Annotated in this window: 18 protein-coding genes; 7 read left to right on the forward strand and 11 right to left on the reverse strand. The window is 54.2% G+C overall.

What is annotated here, in order from left to right; all coding sequences use genetic code 11:
* Window positions 1-4: 4 nt before the first annotated feature.
* The 7 genes from cdsA to rpsB form a co-directional block, all read right to left on the reverse strand.
* Window positions 5-862: a phosphatidate cytidylyltransferase gene (cdsA, locus tag Q3V30_RS17270; protein WP_306207810.1), complete on the reverse strand. Its 858-nt coding sequence runs from the start codon at window positions 860-862 to the stop codon at window positions 5-7.
* Window positions 863-880: 18 nt separating this feature from the next.
* Window positions 881-1633, reverse strand: a complete 753-nt coding sequence (ispU, locus tag Q3V30_RS17275) for a (2E,6E)-farnesyl-diphosphate-specific ditrans,polycis-undecaprenyl-diphosphate synthase (protein ID WP_306207812.1) — start codon at window positions 1631-1633, stop codon at window positions 881-883.
* Window positions 1634-1821: 188 nt separating this feature from the next.
* Window positions 1822-3024, reverse strand: a complete 1203-nt coding sequence (gene ispC / locus Q3V30_RS17280) for a 1-deoxy-D-xylulose-5-phosphate reductoisomerase (RefSeq protein WP_306207814.1) — start codon at window positions 3022-3024, stop codon at window positions 1822-1824.
* A 133-nt stretch (window positions 3025-3157) separates the two neighbouring features.
* The gene (gene frr, locus Q3V30_RS17285; RefSeq protein WP_306207816.1) at window positions 3158-3715 is read right to left on the reverse strand and encodes a ribosome recycling factor; all 558 of its coding nucleotides are present in this window, start codon (window positions 3713-3715) and stop codon (window positions 3158-3160) included.
* A 130-nt stretch (window positions 3716-3845) separates the two neighbouring features.
* Complete coding sequence (gene pyrH / locus Q3V30_RS17290) at window positions 3846-4571, reverse strand: UMP kinase (RefSeq protein WP_013200846.1); 726 nt, start codon at window positions 4569-4571, stop codon at window positions 3846-3848.
* 154 nt (window positions 4572-4725) lie between these two features.
* Complete coding sequence (gene tsf / locus Q3V30_RS17295; protein ID WP_306207820.1) at window positions 4726-5577, reverse strand: translation elongation factor Ts; 852 nt, start codon at window positions 5575-5577, stop codon at window positions 4726-4728.
* A gap of 195 nt (window positions 5578-5772) precedes the next feature.
* Window positions 5773-6498, reverse strand: a complete 726-nt coding sequence (rpsB, locus tag Q3V30_RS17300) for a 30S ribosomal protein S2 (RefSeq protein WP_306207822.1) — start codon at window positions 6496-6498, stop codon at window positions 5773-5775.
* A 333-nt stretch (window positions 6499-6831) separates the two neighbouring features.
* Here rpsB and map point away from each other — a divergent pair, with 333 nt between their 5' ends.
* From map to Q3V30_RS17320, 4 genes are all read left to right on the forward strand, one after another.
* Window positions 6832-7626, forward strand: a complete 795-nt coding sequence (map, locus tag Q3V30_RS17305; RefSeq protein WP_306207824.1) for a type I methionyl aminopeptidase — start codon at window positions 6832-6834, stop codon at window positions 7624-7626.
* A gap of 114 nt (window positions 7627-7740) precedes the next feature.
* Complete coding sequence (glnD, locus tag Q3V30_RS17310; RefSeq protein WP_306207826.1) at window positions 7741-10386, forward strand: bifunctional uridylyltransferase/uridylyl-removing protein GlnD; 2646 nt, start codon at window positions 7741-7743, stop codon at window positions 10384-10386.
* A 94-nt stretch (window positions 10387-10480) separates the two neighbouring features.
* On the forward strand, window positions 10481-11305 hold the full coding sequence (dapD, locus tag Q3V30_RS17315; protein WP_306207828.1) for a 2,3,4,5-tetrahydropyridine-2,6-dicarboxylate N-succinyltransferase: 825 nt from the start codon (window positions 10481-10483) through the stop codon (window positions 11303-11305).
* Window positions 11306-11634: 329 nt separating this feature from the next.
* Window positions 11635-12027, forward strand: a complete 393-nt coding sequence (locus tag Q3V30_RS17320) for a DUF3461 family protein (protein ID WP_306207830.1) — start codon at window positions 11635-11637, stop codon at window positions 12025-12027.
* Window positions 12028-12078: 51 nt separating this feature from the next.
* Here the strand turns inward: Q3V30_RS17320 and Q3V30_RS17325 are convergent, their stop codons facing one another.
* The 3 genes from Q3V30_RS17325 to dgt all read right to left on the reverse strand — a co-directional run bounded on the left by Q3V30_RS17325 (window position 12079) and on the right by dgt (window position 16504).
* A complete protein-coding gene (locus Q3V30_RS17325; protein ID WP_306207832.1) occupies window positions 12079-13236 on the reverse strand; it encodes a CdaR family transcriptional regulator in 1158 nt (385 codons plus the stop codon).
* Window positions 13237-13415: 179 nt separating this feature from the next.
* On the reverse strand, window positions 13416-14855 hold the full coding sequence (gene degP, locus Q3V30_RS17330) for a serine endoprotease DegP (RefSeq protein WP_306207834.1): 1440 nt from the start codon (window positions 14853-14855) through the stop codon (window positions 13416-13418).
* 143 nt (window positions 14856-14998) lie between these two features.
* Entirely contained in the window at window positions 14999-16504 is a 1506-nt protein-coding gene (gene dgt / locus Q3V30_RS17335) for a dGTPase (protein ID WP_306207836.1), read from the reverse strand.
* 128 nt (window positions 16505-16632) lie between these two features.
* Here dgt and mtnN point away from each other — a divergent pair, with 128 nt between their 5' ends.
* The 3 genes from mtnN to Q3V30_RS17350 all read left to right on the forward strand — a co-directional run bounded on the left by mtnN (window position 16633) and on the right by Q3V30_RS17350 (window position 18514).
* Entirely contained in the window at window positions 16633-17331 is a 699-nt protein-coding gene (mtnN, locus tag Q3V30_RS17340; RefSeq protein ID WP_306207838.1) for a 5'-methylthioadenosine/S-adenosylhomocysteine nucleosidase, read from the forward strand.
* Window positions 17324-18109, forward strand: a complete 786-nt coding sequence (gene btuF, locus Q3V30_RS17345; protein WP_306207840.1) for a vitamin B12 ABC transporter substrate-binding protein BtuF — start codon at window positions 17324-17326, stop codon at window positions 18107-18109. Before mtnN ends, btuF begins: the two co-directional genes overlap by 8 nt.
* A gap of 150 nt (window positions 18110-18259) precedes the next feature.
* Window positions 18260-18514 (forward strand): hypothetical protein, encoded by a 255-nt coding sequence (locus Q3V30_RS17350; RefSeq protein ID WP_306207842.1) that lies wholly within the window; start codon window positions 18260-18262, stop codon window positions 18512-18514.
* Between the two features lie 34 nt (window positions 18515-18548).
* Here Q3V30_RS17350 and erpA read toward each other — a convergent pair whose 3' ends face one another.
* Complete coding sequence (gene erpA / locus Q3V30_RS17355; protein ID WP_306207844.1) at window positions 18549-18893, reverse strand: iron-sulfur cluster insertion protein ErpA; 345 nt, start codon at window positions 18891-18893, stop codon at window positions 18549-18551.
* Window positions 18894-18940: the final 47 nt, after the last annotated feature.

Raw genomic sequence — 18940 nt, forward strand, 5'->3', positions numbered from 1 at the left:
TCCCTTATAGCGTCCTGAAGACCAGCAACAGCAGACAGGCAAAGACCGGCACGGCGGCGGTCAGGCTGTCGATACGGTCAAGGATCCCGCCATGACCGGGGATAAGATTTCCGCTGTCTTTTATACCCGCTTCACGTTTGAACATACTCTCGGTTAAATCGCCCAGCACAGAAGCGAGCGCGGCAACCAGCGAGCAGATCAACAGCGTAGTGATGGGCACGCTCAGCGGCGCCCAGAGGCTGAAGAGCCAGGCGATAATGGCCGAGGTCACCAGCCCTCCAAAGAAGCCTTCCCAGGTTTTACCCGGTGAAACTTTTGGCGAGAGCTTATGCTTACCAAACAGGCGGCCAAACATATATGCCCCTGAATCCGCGCCCCACACCAGCAGCATCACATACAGCAGCCACCAGGCACCGGCAAAATGATCGGTATCGTAGTGATACTGGCGCAGCGTGAGCATGCCCCAGAAAAACGGCACGATGGTCAGGATACCGAACAGCAGACGAAGAGGTTTAGAGGAGCGCCACAGAGCGGCAGAGCCGGGATAGCGCAGCACCAGCAGCAGCGCCACCCCCCACCAGCACAGCGCCGCCCAGAGCGAGCCAGCCACCTGAGGCAGATGCACGGAGTGCTGATAAGCAGGAAGGGTGAACATCATGAAGGCGAGAAGCAGCCCGCACAGGACCGCCAGCCAGATGCGTTGCGATTTGGCGGCGAAGCCCGCAAACTGCCCCCACTCCCAGGCGGCAAGCATGCATACCGCCAGGGTGACAATGGCAAATCCAGGAGGCGGCAGCAAAAACAGCGCTGCAATCACAATCGGGATAAGTATAAACGCGGTAATCAGGCGTGACTTCAGCAAAGATTACCCCCAGTGCGCTCAGGCGCCGCCGGGTGCTGCACCGCCAAAGCGACGCTCTCGTTGTGCAAACGCATTCAGTGCACCTTCAAAGACTTGTTCATCAAAATCAGGCCAGAGAACATCGGTAAAAAAGAACTCTGCGTAGGCGACCTGCCACAGCAAAAAGTTACTGATTCGATGCTCTCCCCCTGTCCTTATTACCAGATCCACGGGAGCCAGTTCATTGAGGCAGAGATAGTCACCGAGGGTTTCTTCCTCGATCTGATCGGGACGGAGTAGACCTTCCTGAACCTGTTCTGCAATTTTTCTGACACCATGAATGATATCCCAACGTCCGCCATAATTCGCGGCAATGTTGAGGGTTAGTCCATTATTTTGTTGAGTAAGTTCCTCGGCGCGGCGAATGCGCTCCTGCAGACGGGCATTAAAACGACCGGTGTCGCCAATAATCCGCAGACGAACGTTATGCTTATGCAGACTTTTTACTTCGCTGTCGAGCGCCCAGACGAAGAGCTCCATCAACGCCAGCACTTCCTGCGGCGGACGGTTCCAGTTCTCACTGCTGAATGCATAAAGCGTCAGCGCATCAAGCTTGTTGCTCACAGCAAAGCTCACCGCCCGACGAACTGACTTCACACCGGCTTTATGGCCCGAGATGCGCAGCTTGCCACGGTTTTTAGCCCAACGGCCATTGCCATCCATAATGATGGCCACGTGACGGGGATTCTCCCCTTGCAGGTCATCGGTTTTTAATTGATTTTCGGACGACATAACGCGTAATGATTTCCTTTAATCAGAAATACAACGGCTTCTGAAATATCTTACCCGCTCGACGTAAAAAAGCCGTGTCTCGCACGGCCTGCGTTACCGCTTCATCGCAACGTGATACTCAAACAGCGGCGGAAGACTATACCATCTCCGCCCCCGCCTCACAAATGGCCGCACGCTAATTGGCTGAATTACCGGGCTTCAGAGAAGCGTGACAGCATGGCGCCTGCCGAGGCGCGCGCCTGCCTGTCAATCTCCAGTACCGCCTCAACGCTGTCAGGTTCCGCACAGGATAACGTCTCCAGCACGGCCGTATTCACTGCGGCTATATCGGTGAAGCGAATTTGCGAATCCAGGAAAGCGGCAACCGCAATCTCATTGGCTGCATTCAGCGTCGTGGTCGCGGCCTGCCCGGCAGAGCAGGCATCGATCGCCAGCTTCAGGCAGGGATAGCGAGCAAAATCTGGCTCGGCGAAGGTCATCGCCCCCATGCGGGTGAAATCCAGTGGCGTAGCCCCAGACGGCACTCGCTGCGGCCAGGCCATCACATGTGCGATAGGCGTCCGCATATCAGGTGAACCTAACTGAGCCAGTACGCTGCCATCACGGTAACGCACCATAGAGTGGATTACCGACTGGGGATGCAGGATAACTTCCATCTGAGCATCGGTCGCATTAAACAGCCAGCGGGCTTCAATATATTCCAAACCTTTGTTCATCATGGTGGCAGAATCAACGGAGATTTTTCGCCCCATTGACCAGTTCGGATGCGCACAGGCCTGATCTGGCGTCATGCGCTCAAGCAGGTGTAACGGCGTCTCGCGAAACGGGCCACCAGACCCCGTGAGGATAATGCTGTCAATGCCATTATCTTCCAGAGAAGCGTACCCTAACTGTTGCTGGAGGGAAGCAGGCAAACTCTGAAAAATGGCGTTGTGCTCGCTGTCCACGGGCAGCAGCTGCGCTTTTGACGCGCTCACCGCCTCCAGAAAAAGCTGGCCGCAGGTCACCAGAGACTCTTTATTAGCGAGAAGCACCTGTTTTCCTGCCCGAATTGCGGATAACGTAGGCATTAATCCTGCGGCACCGACAATTGCCGCCATAACCTGATCAACCTCATCCAGCGCCGCCAGGTCGCAGGCAGCCTGCTCCCCGCTCAATACCTCGGTTGCTACATTCAAACTTTTCAGACGTATTCGCAGGGCCGCGGCGGACCGTTCATCAGACATTGAGGCATAGGCCGGGCGAAACGCCAGACACTGTTCAGCCATCCGCTCAACGTTGTGACCGGCGACCAGCGCCTTCACGGCAAACAGATGCGGATTAGCGCGAACTACCGCCAGCGTGCTGGTCCCGATTGAACCCGTTGAACCGAGGATCGTCAATTGCTTCATGAGGGTGCTCTGTGTGATCACCGACGGCCTGGCTCTCCCGGCCATCAGCTAAGCGAATAAATGCAAAACGCCGTAAGACTGACCACTCAATAGAACGGCAATCTGTACGGCGTTTCATCGGAAAATGACGAACTCAGAAGTCCATCAGCTCCGCTTCTTTTTCTGCCAGCGCTGTATCAACTTTCTTGATAAAGACGTCGGTCATTTTCTGGATATCATCCTGAGAACGACGCTCTTCATCTTCGCTGATCTCTTTGTCTTTCAGCAAAGCTTTGACTTTGTCGTTCGCGTCACGGCGGACGTTACGCACGGAGACGCGGCCCTGCTCTGCTTCGCCACGGACGATTTTAATCAGGTCTTTACGACGCTCTTCCGTCAGAGCAGGCAGCGGAACGCGAATATCTGTGCCAGCTGAGCTTGGGTTCAGTCCCAGGTCAGAGGTCATGATCGCTTTTTCAACAGCGGCGCTGATAGAGCGGTCAAACACGTTGATTTTCAGCGTGCGGGAATCTTCAACGGTGACGCTGGCCAGCTGGCGCAGCGGCGTGGAAGAGCCGTAGTAGTCGACCATGATGCCATCAAGAATGGTTGGCGAGGCGCGGCCAGTACGGATCTTGCTGATAGTATTTTTAAATGCTTCCACGCATTTATCCATGCGCGTTTCAGCATCTTTTCTGATTTCGTTAATCACGTTGGAACCCTTGGATTCTGGTTAGCACGGGTCTTACAGCACCCGTGTCAACATAGTCTTGGTGAATCTGATTATAGTGCGCAACACACTACAAAGGCAGAATATACCTTATTTTACGCAGCGGCGGATATTATTGCGTAATCAGGGTGCCTTCTTTTTCGCCCATTACCACGCGACGCAGTGCGCCTGGCTTATTCATGTTGAAGACACGAATCGGCAGTTTGTGATCGCGAGCCAGCGTAAAGGCTGCCAGATCCATTACCTTCAGCTCTTTATCCAGCACGTCAGTGTAACTGATCTGATCGTACAGGGTCGCATCCGGGTTTTTCACCGGATCGGCTGAATAGACACCATCTACTTTGGTGGCTTTCAGCACCACATCTGCTTCAATTTCGATGCCACGCAGGCAGGCGGCGGAGTCGGTAGTAAAGAACGGGTTACCCGTACCGGCGGAGAAGATCACCACGCGGTTGTTGCGCAGCAGGCTAATCGCTTCTGCCCAGCTGTAGTTATCGCACACGCCGTTCAGCGGGATCGCGGACATCAGGCGGGCGTTCACATAGGCACGATGCAGAGCATCACGCATTGCCAGACCGTTCATCACGGTCGCCAGCATGCCCATATGGTCGCCAACGACGCGATTCATTCCAGCCTGCGCCAGACCAGCGCCACGGAACAGATTACCACCACCGATAACCACACCCACCTGAATGCCCAGTTCTACCAGTTCTTTCACTTCCTGAGCCATACGATCCAGTACGCTTGCGTCGATGCCGAAGCCCTCCGCACCTTGCAGCGCTTCGCCACTCAGTTTAAGCAGAATACGTTGATATACAGGTTTTGCATTGGTCGCCATGGTGTTTTTTCCTGGATGGTTTGGTCGATGTGAGGAGTTAAATCTGATCTATCATCCTCTTAGCACCGGAGAAATGCTATTGGGATGAGACTGAAAATGCGTGGTGCTTACGGCAGACAAAAAAGAACCGCCGATTGGCGGTTCTTATCAATCATTAAGACTGCTTGGACATCGCTGCAACTTCTGCGGCGAAATCGGTTTCAGCTTTCTCAATGCCTTCGCCCACTTCAAAGCGGATGAAGTTAACCACGTCTGCATTTTTCTCTTTCAGCAGCTGGCCCACAGTTTTTGATGGGTCCATCACGAAAGGCTGACCAGTCAGAGAGACTTCGCCGGTGAATTTCTTCATGCGGCCTTCAACCATCTTCTCTGCGATCTCTTTCGGCTTACCAGACTGCATGGCGATGTCCAGCTGAACCTGGAACTCTTTCTCAACCACGTCAGCAGAAACGTCTTCTGGCTTAACGAATTCTGGCTTGCTTGCCGCAACGTGCATCGCCAGCTGCTTAACCAGCTCTTCGTCAGCACCTGTTGCAGAAATCAGAACGCCGATACGCGCGCCGTGCAGGTAGCTGCCCAGTGCATCGCCTTCCAGTGAAGATACGCGGCGAATATTGATGTTTTCACCAATTTTTGCCACCAGCGCAACGCGCTCTTCTTCGAACTGCGCTTTCAACGCTTCAACATCGGTGATTTTGCCGGCAACAGCAGCATCCAGCACTTTGTCAGCAAAGGCCTGGAAACCGCTATCTTTAGCCACGAAGTCAGTCTGGCAGTTTACTTCCAGAATCACACCGTAGTTGCCTTCAATCTTGGTTTTGATCACGCCGTCAGCAGCAACGTTGCCTGCTTTCTTGGCTGCTTTGATCGCGCCAGATTTACGCATGTTCTCGATTGCCAGCTCGATGTCGCCATTGGCTTCGGTCAGCGCTTTCTTACAGTCCATCATGCCAGCGCCAGTGCGCTCACGCAGTTCTTTTACCAGAGCCGCAGTAATATCAGCCATTCTCTAATCCTCGGTTATTCAGCATTTGTTGGCATCCCGCCGGAACGGGGGATACAAATGTCTCTTCTCGGGAGAAACATTCTGCCCCGCCGATTGTGACAATCGGCAAAGCGAATTCGAATAAAATAAAGGGGCCATCCGGCCCCTTACAGATTTACATCTGATCAATAAGGGCTCTCTGAGGAGCGATCCTTATTACTCAGCTTCGGCGAAGGTTTCTTCAGCCTGCTGAGCCAGGTCCTGAGAGCGACCTTCACGCACAGTGGTAGCCACTGCGGTCAGGTACAGGCTCACAGCACGGATTGCATCGTCATTACCAGGAATGATGAAGTCAACGCCGTCTGGATCAGAGTTAGTATCAACGATAGCAAAGACTGGGATACCCAGGTTGTTTGCTTCTTTGATTGCGATGTGCTCGTGGTCTGCATCAACAACGAACAGAGCGTCAGGCAGGCCGCCCATGTCCTTGATTCCGCCCAGGCTGTTTTCCAGCTTGCCCAGTTCACGGGTGCGCATCAGCGCTTCTTTCTTGGTCAGTTTATCGAAGGTACCGTCCTGAGACTGGGTTTCCAGATCTTTCAGACGTTTGATGGACTGACGAACGGTTTTCCAGTTAGTCAGCATGCCACCCAACCAGCGATGGTTTACGAAGAACTGGTCACAGCTCAGCGCAGACTCTTTTACCGCTTCGCTTGCAGCGCGCTTGGTACCGACCATCAGGATCTTTCCTTTGCGGGAAGCGATCTTGTTCAGTTCAGCCAGAGCTTCGTTGAACATTGGTACGGTTTTTTCAAGGTTGATGATGTGAACTTTGTTACGAGCGCCGAAGATGAATGGCTTCATTTTCGGGTTCCAGTAACGGGTCTGGTGACCGAAGTGTACACCGGCCTTGAGCATGTCGCGCATGGAAACAGTTGCCATGATTACCTCTATAGAGTGATTTGGGGTTAAGCCTCCATGTATCCCATACAACCGACCCGTCAGACTGCTTGCGCAGGCTTTAAGGCACCCCGGCGTATGTGTCGATACATGTGTGTTATTTACACATAATGAGAGTTATGCGTTTCCCTGCGAAAACTTCCTCGCAGAGAATCGTCGGCGCGCTTTATACCACAAAGCGGCCTGTGAAGCCAAATTTTGTTAGCAACGCTTTCTCCTGCCACAAACTGCAATTGGCAGAGCAAAGGTGGGCTGCTACCATTGCTGCACTTCCTTTATTATTGTCGAAAATAGCGGCAACTGCGGACAAAATTAATGGCGATTACAATTAAAACCCCTGAAGAAATCGAAAAAATGCGCGTGGCGGGCCGTCTGGCTGCTGAAGTGCTCGAAATGATTGAAGAACATGTTAAGCCCGGTATCAGCACTGGCGAGCTGGATCGCATTTGTAACGATTACATCGTTAATACCCAGAAAGCGGTTTCTGCCAGCCTGGGCTATCACGGTTTTCCGAAATCGGTCTGCATCTCCATCAACGAAGTGGTTTGCCACGGTATCCCAAGCGATGAGCGCATCCTGAAGGATGGCGACATCGTGAATATCGATGTCACCGTGATCAAAGATGAATACCACGGCGATACCTCAAAAATGTTCATCGCTGGCAAACCCACCATTCTGGGCGAGCGTCTGTGCCGTATCACCCAGGAGAGCCTTTATCTGGCTCTGCGGATGGTGAAGCCAGGCATCCGCCTGCGCACTATAGGCCGTGAAATCCAGAAGTTTGTTGAAGCGCAGGACTTCTCTGTGGTGCGCGAATATTGCGGACACGGCATCGGCAAAGGTTTCCATGAGGAGCCGCAGGTTCTGCATTACGATGCGGATGATGGCGGCGTGGTGCTGCAGGCTGGCATGGCCTTTACCATTGAACCGATGGTCAACGCCGGTGATTACCGCATTCGCAGCATGAAAGATGGCTGGACGGTAAAAACCAAAGATCGCAGCCTCTCCGCTCAATATGAGCACACCATTGTGGTAACAGAAAACGGTTGCGAAATTATGACGCTGCGTAAGGATGACACTATTCCGGCCATCCTGACCCACGACGCATAATGCGATTGAAATAAAAAAACCGGCTCCGGCCGGTTTTTTTTGATCTCAGGCTGCTGCTGGCGCTATTGTCGATGTTCTATTCTGACCCGCAGAGCATTGAGCAGGAGCACTGGCGTGACCAAAACCCTTAAGGATTATAAGAAGTCTGGCTCCCCTGCCCACTGGGCAGATGCGGAACTGACGCGCGACTCCCTGAAGCAACACCTTGAGCAGTTCAATCTGCTGCTGGCAAACGCCTTTGACCAGGGCGAAAATGTTGAAACATTGATTGATGCCCGCACGCTGTTTATCGATCGTTTGCTGCGACGCCTCTGGCGCTTTTACGGCTTCCCGGAAAAAGAGGGCATTGCTCTTGTGGCGGTGGGCGGCTATGGCCGCGGTGAGCTGCATCCGCTTTCCGATATTGACGTGCTGATCCTCAGCCGTCGCACCCTCTCTGAACAGGATGCCCAGCGCACCAGCGAGCTGCTGACGCTGATGTGGGATCTAAAACTGGAAGTGGGGCATAGCGTCCGCACGCTGGAAGAGTGCCTGCTTGAAGGGCTGTCTGACCTGACCGTCGCCACCAACCTGATTGAATCGCGTATGTTAACCGGTGACGTGGCGCTGTTTCTGGAGCTGCAAAAGAACGTATTCAGCGACGGATTCTGGCCTTCAGACCAGTTCTTCGCAGCAAAGATTGAGGAGCAGCAGGAGCGTCACAGTCGTTACCACGGCACCAGCTACAATCTGGAGCCGGATATCAAAAGCAGCCCCGGCGGCCTTCGCGATATTCATACGCTGTTGTGGGTTGCCCGCCGCCATTTCGGGGCGACCTCGCTGGATGAGATGGTTGGATTTGGCTTTCTGACGGAAGTGGAGCGCAACGAGCTGAACGAGTGCCAGAGCTTCCTGTGGCGCATCCGGTTTGCCCTGCACCTTACCCTGCCCCGCTACGATAACCGCCTGCTGTTCGATCGTCAGCTTACCGTGGCCCAGCGCCTGAACTACCAGGGTGAAGTTAACGAGCCGGTTGAGCGGATGATGAAGGATTTCTATCGGGTGACCGCGCGTATCAGCGAGCTTAATCATATGCTGCTGCAGCTGTTTGATGAGGCGATCCTGGCGCTCGGCGAAGATGAGAAGCCGCGTCCCATTGATGAAGAATTCCAGCTGCGCGGTTCGCTGATCGATTTGATCGATGAAACGCTGTTCTCACGCCAGCCGGAAGCGATTATGCGGATGTTCTATACCATGGTGCGCATGCAGAACATCAGCGGTATCTACTCCACCACGCTACGCCAGTTACGCCATGCCCGCCGTCATCTTGCACAGCCGCTTTGCACCATTCCGGAAGCGCGCCGCCTGTTTATGTCGATCCTGCGTCATCCGGGCGCCGTCAGCCGGGCGCTGCTACCCATGCATCGCCATAACGTGCTCTGGGCCTATATGCCGCAGTGGGGCAATATTGTCGGGCAGATGCAGTTCGATCTGTTTCACGCTTATACGGTGGATGAACACACCATCAGGGTGCTGCAGAAGCTGGAGAGCTTCGCCAACGAGGCGACGCGCCCGCGCCATCCTCTCTGCGTGGAAATCTGGCCACGCCTGCCGCAGGTGGAGCTGCTGTTGATGGCCGCGCTGTTCCATGACATTGCGAAAGGACGCGGCGGCGACCACTCTGTTCTCGGGGCGCAGGATGTGCTGGAGTTTGCAGAGCTGCACGGGCTGAACTCGCGTGAAACCCAGCTGGTTGCCTGGCTGGTGCGCCATCATCTGCTGATGTCGGTCACGGCGCAGCGGCGTGATATTCAGGACCCGACAGAGATCCAGCAGTTTGCCGAAGTGATGCAAAACGAGAACCGGCTGCGTTACCTGGTCTGCCTGACGGTGGCGGATATCTGCGCCACTAACGAGAATTTATGGAACAGCTGGAAGCAGAGTCTGCTGCGGGAACTCTTCTTCGCCACAGAGAAGCAGCTGCGTCGCGGCATGGAAAACAGCCCGGATCTGCGCGAGCGGGTCCGCCACCATCGCCTGCAGGCGCTGGCGTTATTGCGGATGGATAATATTGATGAGCGCGCGTTGCACCCTATCTGGAGCCGCTGCCGCGCTGACTATTTCCTTCGCCATACGCCAAATCAGCTCGCCTGGCATGCCCGCCATTTGCTGCAGCATGACTTAACGCAGCCGCTGGTGCTGGTCAGCCCGCAGGCAACGCGCGGCGGCACGGAGATTTTTATCTGGAGTCCGGATCGTCCTTATCTCTTCGCCACCGTGGTGGGAGAGCTGGATCGCCGTAATCTCAGCGTGCATGACGCGCAGATCTTCACCAGCCGCGACGGCATGGCGATGGATACCTTTATCGTGCTGGAGCCGGATGGCAGCCCGCTGGCCGCCGATCGCCATGAAATGATCCGCCAGGCGCTGGAACAGGCGATCGGCCAGACCAGCTGGCAGTCTCCGCGCACCCGGCGACAGTCCGCCAGGCTTAAACATTTCAGCGTGGACACCCAGGCGAAGTTTTTACCGGGCCACACAGATCGCCGCACCTATATGGAGCTGATCGCGCTGGATCAGCCAGGCCTGCTGGCCCGCGTGGGGGAGGTCTTCGCCGACTTAGGTATTTCGCTACACGGTGCACGTATCAGCACCATCGGCGAACGCGTGGAGGATCTCTTTATCCTTGCGAACAGTGAGCGACGAGCCCTGGAGCCGGAATTGCGCGAACAGTTACAACAACGGTTGACAGACGCCCTTAATCCAAACGATAAAGTGTGACCCAGATTTAATTTTTAATACCCGTGTGGGCCAACGTGGCGGGGCTGAAACCCGCCTTCCCGCATCGGGAATATGAGTGAAACAGGAAGAAATAATGCAACAATTACAGAATGTTATTGAGAGCGCTTTCGAGCGTCGCGCTGAGATCACCCCGGCTAATGCAGATACCGTTACCCGCGAAGCGGTTAGTCAGGTTATTAGCCTGCTTGACAGCGGTGCCCTGCGCGTCGCTGAAAAGATTGACGGTGAGTGGGTAACGCATCAGTGGCTGAAAAAGGCCGTACTCCTCTCCTTCCGCATCAATGACAATCAGGTGATTGAGGGTGCAGAAAGCCGCTTCTACGACAAAGTGCCGATGAAGTTTGCCGACTATGACGACGCGCGCTTTAAAAAAGAGGGCTTCCGCGTAGTGCCGCCAGCCGCCGTTCGTCAGGGCGCGTACATCGCCCGTAACACCGTGCTGATGCCTTCTTACGTCAACATCGGCGCCTATGTGGATGAAGGGTCGATGGTAGATACCTGGGCAACCGTGGGCTCCTGTGCGCAGATTGGTAAAAACGTGCACCTTTCTGGCGGCGTGGGTATCGGCGGCGTTCTTGAGCCTCTGCAGGCTAATCCAACCATTATCGAAGATAACTGCTTTATCGGCGCACGCTCAGAGATTGTGGAAGGAGTGATCGTTGAAGAGGGCGCGGTTATCTCGATGGGCGTCTATATCGGTCAGAGCACCAAAATTTACGATCGTGAAACGGGCGAAGTGCATTATGGCCGCGTACCAGCCGGTTCTGTAGTGGTTTCAGGTAACCTGCCTTCAAAAGATGGCAGCTACAGCCTCTACTGTGCGGTGATCGTGAAGAAAGTTGACGCGAAAACGCGTGGTAAAGTAGGCATCAACGAACTGCTGCGCACCATCGACTGATCCTCTGCGGGTCACGCCCTGTGGCCCGTAATCTTTTCTTTACAGTCAGCCCACCAATAACCTCTTTCGCGTAACGAAATAACGGATGCTATTGCGCAACAACTGAGCGATAATCCGCGCCGTTGATTCAGAACATTAACCAATATCGCGATCCGGACTGCTATTTCCAACGTTTATCGCTGGAGAACGGGACGAGCGAGCTAAGTGAAGACGAGGCGTAAGCGCGGGCCGCTCGGGGGATTATCTCCATGAGCTTGGCGAGCACTGCACAACGCAGTATTCACGACGCGCAGCCGGAACGACACCAACTTCATTTAGGAGCAAAACTTATGTATGACAATCTGAAAGGCCTTGGTATCTCTTCTCCTGACGACATCGACCGTTACAGCCTGCGTCAGGAAGCAAACAACGACATCCTGAAAATCTATTTCCGCAAAGACAAAGGCGAATTTTTTGCCAAAAGCGTGAAATTTAAATATCCGCGCCAGCGTAAAACCGTGGTGGCTGATAACGCCAGCCAGGGATATAAAGAGATTCAGGAAATCAGCCCGAACCTGCGTTATGTGATCGATGAGCTGGACCAGATTTGCCAGCGTGACCAGGTTGAAGTGGATCTGAAACGTAAAATTCTGGAAGACCTGCGCCATCTGGAGCATGTGGTTTCTAACAAAATCAGCGAGATTGAATCCGATCTTGAAAAGCTGACCCGCAACGGCCGTTAATTTACGGTAAGTTGGCAAAAAGGGCGGAGTGCGAACTCCGCCCTTTTTTATTTAAGGCTGTTCATCCAGCTGCAGCGCAACATAGAGCAGCAGCCTGTCGTCGAAATTACTCAGATTGAGTCCGGTCAGTTCAGAAATCCGGTTGAGCCGATATTCCAGCGTATTGCGGTGGATATAGAGCGCTTTCGCCGTTGCCGAGGGCTGGACGTTATTGCTGAACCACGAGGTCAGCGTTCTGCGTAACAGCCCGTTATTATCCATCGACTTTAGCCTGGCCAGCGGGCGAGAGAGTTCGCCAGCCTGCCAGCCGCCGCGCAGGCTGTCGAGCAATACGGGCAGCACTAAATCCTGATAGAAATAGCTACGCTGTTCAGGCATCCGCTGCTTGCCAACCAGCATCGTAGTGTGGGCGGTACGGTAGGAGCGCGCAATGCTGCCCGGCCCGGTGAAAAAATTCCCCAGTGCAATACGCATCCGCAGATGCCCGCTCTCCTTCATGCGCGACTGCAGCAGCTCCACTCGTTTGCGGTGGTCGTCCGCGTCATACCGACCATGCGCGTTAAACGCCGGTTTTAATACCACCATCTCCGTCAGCGAAACAATCGCAATCAGGTTATCTCTCTCCGGCGTGGTAAGCAGCGTTTGCAGCTGCTGCAGCTCAGACATCGCGCTGTCCACCCCCAGCTGGCCGCTGTCCACTTCTACCACCGCCACTACTCTGGGCTGATTAAGATCGATACGCAGACGCTGAGCCCATTCCACTAATGCGGGTGAAAGCGTATCGCTGCGGATCAGGTTAAGCACCAGCTCTTCACGAAGACGGCTATCCTGCGCCAGCATATGCAGCAGACGCGCCTGCTCCAGCATCATCTCCGCCGTCATGCAGACCAGTTCCCCATAATGCCGCAGCGTTTCCGGCTCGCCAGTCAGGCCAATAACGCCCACGATGTCGCCATCAATGCGCATCGGCAGATTAATCCCCGGCCGCACACCGTGCAGGTGCTTAGCCACGCCCTCATCAATGTCCACAACCCGTGCCTGAGAGAGCGCCAGCAGCGCCCCTTCGTGCATTTCACCAATACGCTCATGGTCGCCGCTGCCGATGATGCGGCCGCGCGCGTCCATCACGTTGACATTGCTGTCAATAATTTGCATCGTGCGGGCAACAATTTCCTGCGCCAGCCGGGCATCCAGATGATAGGTAGCCATTTACCTCTCCAGCAAAGCATCATTCTTTCAGCATACCTGTGGCGCCAGAGCGAAACATTGTGCAACTGCACTAAGCGCGGTGCGGACTGTGAAAATTGCGGGGAGTATCACAAAGAGAAGGGGTAATAACCGGGATTGCAAAACAGCAGTGCCGACGACGAGCGTCGGCACTGAGGAGATTACTGCATCAACAGATAGATGGAGCTGTCGCCACGCTGGATATTCAGAGCCAGTACGGAAGGCTTGGTATCCAGAATTTTACGCAGTTCGCCCAGATTAGCGATCGCCTGCTGATTAACGCCCAGGATCACATCATCTTTCTTCAGGCCAATGCGCGCAGCGGCAGAGCCCGCCTTCACATTATCAACCTTGACCCCTTTAACGCCCTTCTCGTCAAAGTTACTCAGGTCAGCACCTTCAATACCGGTATAAATCGTGGCAGATTCAACCTTGGTCTGAGTGCTTTGCTGCAGCTCGACATTTACGGTCAGAGGCTTGCCGTCGCGGATCAGGCCAAGCGCCATTTTGGTGCCAACCGGCAGCGAGCCAACCTGAGCACGCAGCGCGGCAAAGCTGGAGATCTGCTTACCGTTGATGGAGGTGACCACATCGCCCGCCTTCACGCCCGCTTTGGCAGCAGAGGAGTTAGGCAGAACCTGGCTGACAAACGCGCCACGCTGCGCATCCACTTTCATCGCTTTCGCCAGCTCAGAGTTCAGCTCGGTGCCCATGATGCCCAGCTCGCCGCGTTTCACCTGGCCATATTCCACCATCTGCGCCGTCAGGTTTTTCACCATGGTACTTGGAATGGCGAAGCCGATACCAATGTTGCCGCCGTCCGGTGCCAGGATCGCGGTGTTGATCCCAATCAGCTCGCCGTTAAGATTAACCAGCGCGCCACCGGAGTTGCCGCGGTTGATGGCGGCATCGGTCTGAATAAAGTTTTCGTAGTTTTCAACGTTCAGGCCGCTGCGGCCAAGCGCCGAGACAATCCCGGAGGTGACCGTTTCACCCAGACCATACGGGTTACCGATGGCTACGGTGTAATCACCGACGCGCAGATCGTCAGAATCCGCAATTTTGATGGCCGTCAGGTTTTTCGCATCCTTCAGCTGGATCAGAGCGATATCGGAACGCGGATCTTTTCCGATCACTTTCGCGTCGTACTTGCGGCCGTCGCTGAGCTGCACCTGAATTTTAGTAGCGTTATCAACCACATGATTATTGGTGACGACATACCCTTTAGCGGCATCAATCACCACACCCGATCCCAGCGCGCGGAATTTCTCCTGCTGAGTGTCGGCTCCACCCTGATCCTGCCCCTGTCCACCGCCGCCCTGACACATAGGGGAGCTCTGGAAAGGCGAGCCGTCCTGGCAGAATGGCGAGTTGTCGCCAAAGAACTGCTGGAACTGCTGTGGCATCCGTGGCGTTTTCACCGTGGTACTGCCTTCAACATTGATACTCACTACCGAAGGCATCACTTTTTCTAACATAGGGGCCAGGCTCGGAAGCTGCTGGCTGGAGGAAGAAGCGGTTTCTGCGGCCGAAGCAGTAAGGGGGGTCATCGCCATTCCCAGGCTCAGAGCCAACGCGCCAGCTAAAAGTGTTTTTTTCATGCGTCTGTTTCTCTATATGTCCAATTATGCAACCATTGCTGTGGTCGTGATGATGAGAGTGAAGTTTTAGCGCTAAGTTCATGAAAAAGATTGCGCTAAAGGTAAATATTTATTCTTCATCTTTACAATTCAAGGGGGCAACGTTATTCCACCGCCATCAGACGGCGATACTCATCCCAGGCAAACAGATCTGTCATGCCGCTAACATAATCCTGTAGCATTCTCGCCCGGTAATAATATTCCCAGATGGCGATATCGCCCGCGCGATTATCCAGCCGCCCCATCGCTTCACTATAAGCCAGGCGAAAGCGCGTGGAAAGTTTGTGAAAGAGGCGCGTTTCTATCGGATACCCTTTTAAATAATCTTTTTCAATCAGCTCGCCAAATTCCTGCTGAGTCAGCGCTAATAAAGGCTGATAAATATCTAATAAACCGCTGATAACGCGGTATCCCTGCAGCTCCAGTTGCTCAACGTCCGGATGGTTAAACACATGACGGAAAGCGACTTTTTTGAAAATTTCCAGCAGCTGATTTTGTGCTGTGCCATCCTCCAGCAGCGCCTGATTGAATTTGCCATCAAAAACTTCCGCTAAATTATCGATAAACCGGTTAGCGGCATGCGGTACCAGGCGGGCAACGGTATTCACCCGCAAATACATAAAGAACTGATCTTCACTGCTGCGGCTGGTTTGTGAACTTCTGGATTTATCCAGCGCGTTTGTGACAACCAGGCTAAATAGGTCGCCCGGCTGATGGGCAGGCCACAGCGCAAATAAGTGTTCATAAAGTTGCTCGACGGTGAAAATATTTTTCTCAACCGCATCTTCCAAATCGGCCACACAATAGGAGATGTCATCCGCCGCTTCCATAATATAGGTCAAAGGAAAACGACAATGCGGCTGAAGATCCAGCTCTTTGCATAACCGGGCGACATATTCCGCTTCAGCCAGATAATAGCCCGGCTTTTTCATCAGGTAATCGTGGCCCGGCGGGATGTTTCCTTTGTGCCAGGCGGGACGAGTATATTTCAGGATACAGCCCACCTGCGCCCAGGTCAGGTTCATCCTCAGCAGCGAATGCACCATGCGGATAGCCTGCGCATTACCCTCGAAGTGGGATAAATCTTGACGAATCTTTGCACGAAGATCGTTAAAACCATCCGTCTGATAACGCAGCGCTTCCGGTTCACAGCGATCGGTACGTGCATTTTCGGGCTGATAATCGTTATCCAGCCGCTGGCGGAACCAGTCGTTGATCGCCGATTCGCCAAAATGACCAAAAGGCGGATTGCCGATGTCGTGCATCAGGCAGGCCATCTCGACGATACTCTCAAAAGGCCCGGTTAACTGAGCAAGGCCATAATTTTCCAGCTGTCCCAGCTCTTTCAGCCGGGTCAGGATCTCTTTGGCGATATAGCGCCCCACCTGCTGAACTTCCAGCGAATGGGTCAGCCTTGAGCGGACGGCGGCATTGCGCTCCAGCGGGAAAACCTGGGTTTTCTGTTGCAGACGGCGAATGGCCGCTGAATTGATAATGCGTCCGCGATCGCTCTCGAAGATCCGCAATATTTCATGCTCGCTTTTCACCCCCTGCAGAGGACGATAACGGCGCTGGTAATTGATTTTTTTCCTGAAGTCGATGTCGGTCATGCCTGCTTCCCATTCTGCGGCACCAGATCCATGCCTGTACGCCTCTTGCGGATTATGTCCTTCATCCTGCCATGATAGACTATGCGCCGAAAGCACAGTTTACTTCCACAACATTAGCGAGTATCCCTATGAAAGCAGGCATTATTGGTGCAATGGAGCAGGAAATTACCCTGCTGCGCGACAAAATCGAAAATCGTCAAACGCTGGCCCTGGCAGGCTGTGAAATTTACACCGGCACGCTGAACGGTGTTGAGGTCGCTCTGCTGAAATCGGGCATTGGCAAAGTCTCTGCCGCGCTGGGCACCACTCTGCTGTTACAGTTGTGCAAGCCTGACTTTATTATCAATACCGGCTCCGCTGGCGGTCTGGCTTCTTCGCTGAAGGTTGGCGATATCGTGGTGTCAGATGAAGTGCGTTATCACGATGCCGACGTCACCGCGTTTGGCTATGAGCCTGGCCAGATGGCGGGCTGCCCTGCCGCCTTCACCGCCGATACCGCCCTGATTGAAGCCGCAGAAACCTGCATTAAACAGCTTGGCCTGCATGCCGTGCGCGGTCTGGTAGTGAGTGGCGATGCCTTTATCAACGGCGCAGAGCCGCTGGCACGCATTCGCTCAACCTTCCCGCAGGCCATTGGCGTGGAGATGGAAGCCACGGCTATCGCGCACGTTTGTCACCAGTTTGGGGTGCCGTTTGTGGTGATCAGAGCCATTTCTGACGTGGCCGATCGGGAATCGCACCTGAGTTTTGATGAATTCCTGGTGGTGGCGGCGAAGCAATCCTCTCTGATGGTTGAGACGCTGCTGACCAACCTGTCGCGTGGCTAGGTTCCTTGTTGCCCTGCTGCTGCTGACCTGCTTCAGCGCAGCCGCCGCGCCCAGGGTAATTACCCTGGCTCCGGCCCTGACGGAGCTGGCCTTTGCCGCAGGCATCAGGCCTGTGGCCGTCAGTGCTTACTCAGACTATCCGCCTGAAGCTAACCAGCTGGAGCAGGTCGCCAACTGGCAGGGTATCAACGTGGAACGCATTCTGGCGCTCAAGCCTGATCTGGTGCTCGCCTGGCGTGAAGGCAATCCTCAGCGTCAGGTGGATCAGCTCCGCGCTTTCGGCATCAAAATCGTCTGGATCAATCCCGTTACGATCCGGGAAGTGGCAGACAGCCTGCGTCAGTTAAAGGCCTGGAGTCCGGCGCCGGAAAAAGCCGATCGTGCCGCTGAAGCGCTGTTAAACCAGCAGGCCGCGTTGTACCAGCATTACGCCAGCCTGCCGAAAAAGAGGGTTTTCCTGCAGTTTGGCCAGCGCCCTCTCTTCACCGCCTCTGGCAACACATTGCAGAATGAAATTCTGCAGCTCTGCGGCGGAGAAAACATTTTTGCCGACAGCCGCGTTGCCTGGCCTCAGGTGAGCCGCGAACAGGTGTTGATGAGGAGACCGCAGATCGTCATAACCACAGGCGATGCGCAACGTATCTCTGAAACAGAGGCCTTCTGGCGCCCGCAGTTAGCGATGCCAGCGATCGCCGTCAATGAGGACTGGTTTAGCCGGCCAGGCCCGCGTATTATTCAGGCAGCTCAACAAATATGCAGTCAACTGCACCCGGGCTGAAGGCGTGAAACCGTAAGACCGCAGCAAAGTCGGTTAAAGTTTCAGCAGAAAGTGTCGTTAATCAAATAACGAGGCGGCGAAATATTTTATTCTCGCTGCCCGATTTTGGGCTGATGCCCCTATTTTATCTACACCAGGATAACAGCAAAAATGAAAGCCGTTTATCTGGCCTTTGGCCTAATGATGGCTGGTCACGCCTGTGCTGCATCCATTACGGGCAGCATCGGGGTCAAATTGACCATTTACTCGCAATGTCACATTGACGGGCAAAGTCTTACACCAGCAAAAGCACCTAAAGTCAGCTGCGGCCAGCAGCAATCTGCCCAGCCTAAAGTCACTGAATCGGTAATTTCACAAAATAGTGGAGGCCGCACGGTAGCGAAACTAGTTACGGTAGAGTGGTAAGCGCCCCGGCAGCGAACGTGCCGGGGCAGCAGCATCAGATGCTGAACGAAGAACCGCAGCCACAAGTGGTTTTGGCGTTCGGGTTGGTGACGATAAACCGGGAGCCTTCAAGGCCTTCGGTGTAATCGACTGCGCCACCCACCAGATATTGCAGACTCATCGGGTCCACTACCAGCGCAACACCCTCTTTCTCAATGGTCATATCGCCATCATTTACCTTGTCATCAAAGGTAAAACCGTACTGGAAGCCACTACAGCCGCCACCGGTGATATAGACGCGCAGTTTCAGATCCGGGTTCTCTTCATCTGAAATCAGGTTTTTGACTTTACTGGCCGCTGCTTCAGTGAATTGCAGGGGCAGAGCTATATCGTCACTCATTTAATACTCCAGTATGTATTCGGGCGACTGGTCATAATTCGACCATC

The sequence above is a fragment of the Erwinia pyri genome (assembly GCF_030758455.1).
GTDB classification, from domain to species: Bacteria; Pseudomonadota; Gammaproteobacteria; order Enterobacterales; family Enterobacteriaceae; genus Erwinia; species Erwinia pyri.

Bases quoted from the DNA above. Each gene is read 5' to 3' on its own strand.
- Q3V30_RS17350 (WP_306207842.1), top strand. From the start codon at position 18,260: ATGAAAGCCGTTTATCTGGCCTTTGGCCTAATGATGGCTGGTCACGCC.
- tsf (WP_306207820.1), bottom strand. From the start codon at position 5,577: ATGGCTGATATTACTGCGGCTCTGGTAAAAGAACTGCGTGAGCGCACT.
- Q3V30_RS17325 (WP_306207832.1), bottom strand. From the start codon at position 13,236: ATGGCTACCTATCATCTGGATGCCCGGCTGGCGCAGGAAATTGTTGCC.
- erpA (WP_306207844.1), bottom strand. From the start codon at position 18,893: ATGAGTGACGATATAGCTCTGCCCCTGCAATTCACTGAAGCAGCGGCC.
- ispU (WP_306207812.1), bottom strand. From the start codon at position 1,633: ATGTCGTCCGAAAATCAATTAAAAACCGATGACCTGCAAGGGGAGAAT.
- mtnN (WP_306207838.1), top strand. From the start codon at position 16,633: ATGAAAGCAGGCATTATTGGTGCAATGGAGCAGGAAATTACCCTGCTG.
- map (WP_306207824.1), top strand. From the start codon at position 6,832: ATGGCGATTACAATTAAAACCCCTGAAGAAATCGAAAAAATGCGCGTG.
- degP (WP_306207834.1), bottom strand. From the start codon at position 14,855: ATGAAAAAAACACTTTTAGCTGGCGCGTTGGCTCTGAGCCTGGGAATG.
- pyrH (WP_013200846.1), bottom strand. From the start codon at position 4,571: ATGGCGACCAATGCAAAACCTGTATATCAACGTATTCTGCTTAAACTG.
- Q3V30_RS17320 (WP_306207830.1), top strand. From the start codon at position 11,635: ATGTATGACAATCTGAAAGGCCTTGGTATCTCTTCTCCTGACGACATC.
- dgt (WP_306207836.1), bottom strand. From the start codon at position 16,504: ATGACCGACATCGACTTCAGGAAAAAAATCAATTACCAGCGCCGTTAT.
- ispC (WP_306207814.1), bottom strand. From the start codon at position 3,024: ATGAAGCAATTGACGATCCTCGGTTCAACGGGTTCAATCGGGACCAGC.
- dapD (WP_306207828.1), top strand. From the start codon at position 10,481: ATGCAACAATTACAGAATGTTATTGAGAGCGCTTTCGAGCGTCGCGCT.
- rpsB (WP_306207822.1), bottom strand. From the start codon at position 6,498: ATGGCAACTGTTTCCATGCGCGACATGCTCAAGGCCGGTGTACACTTC.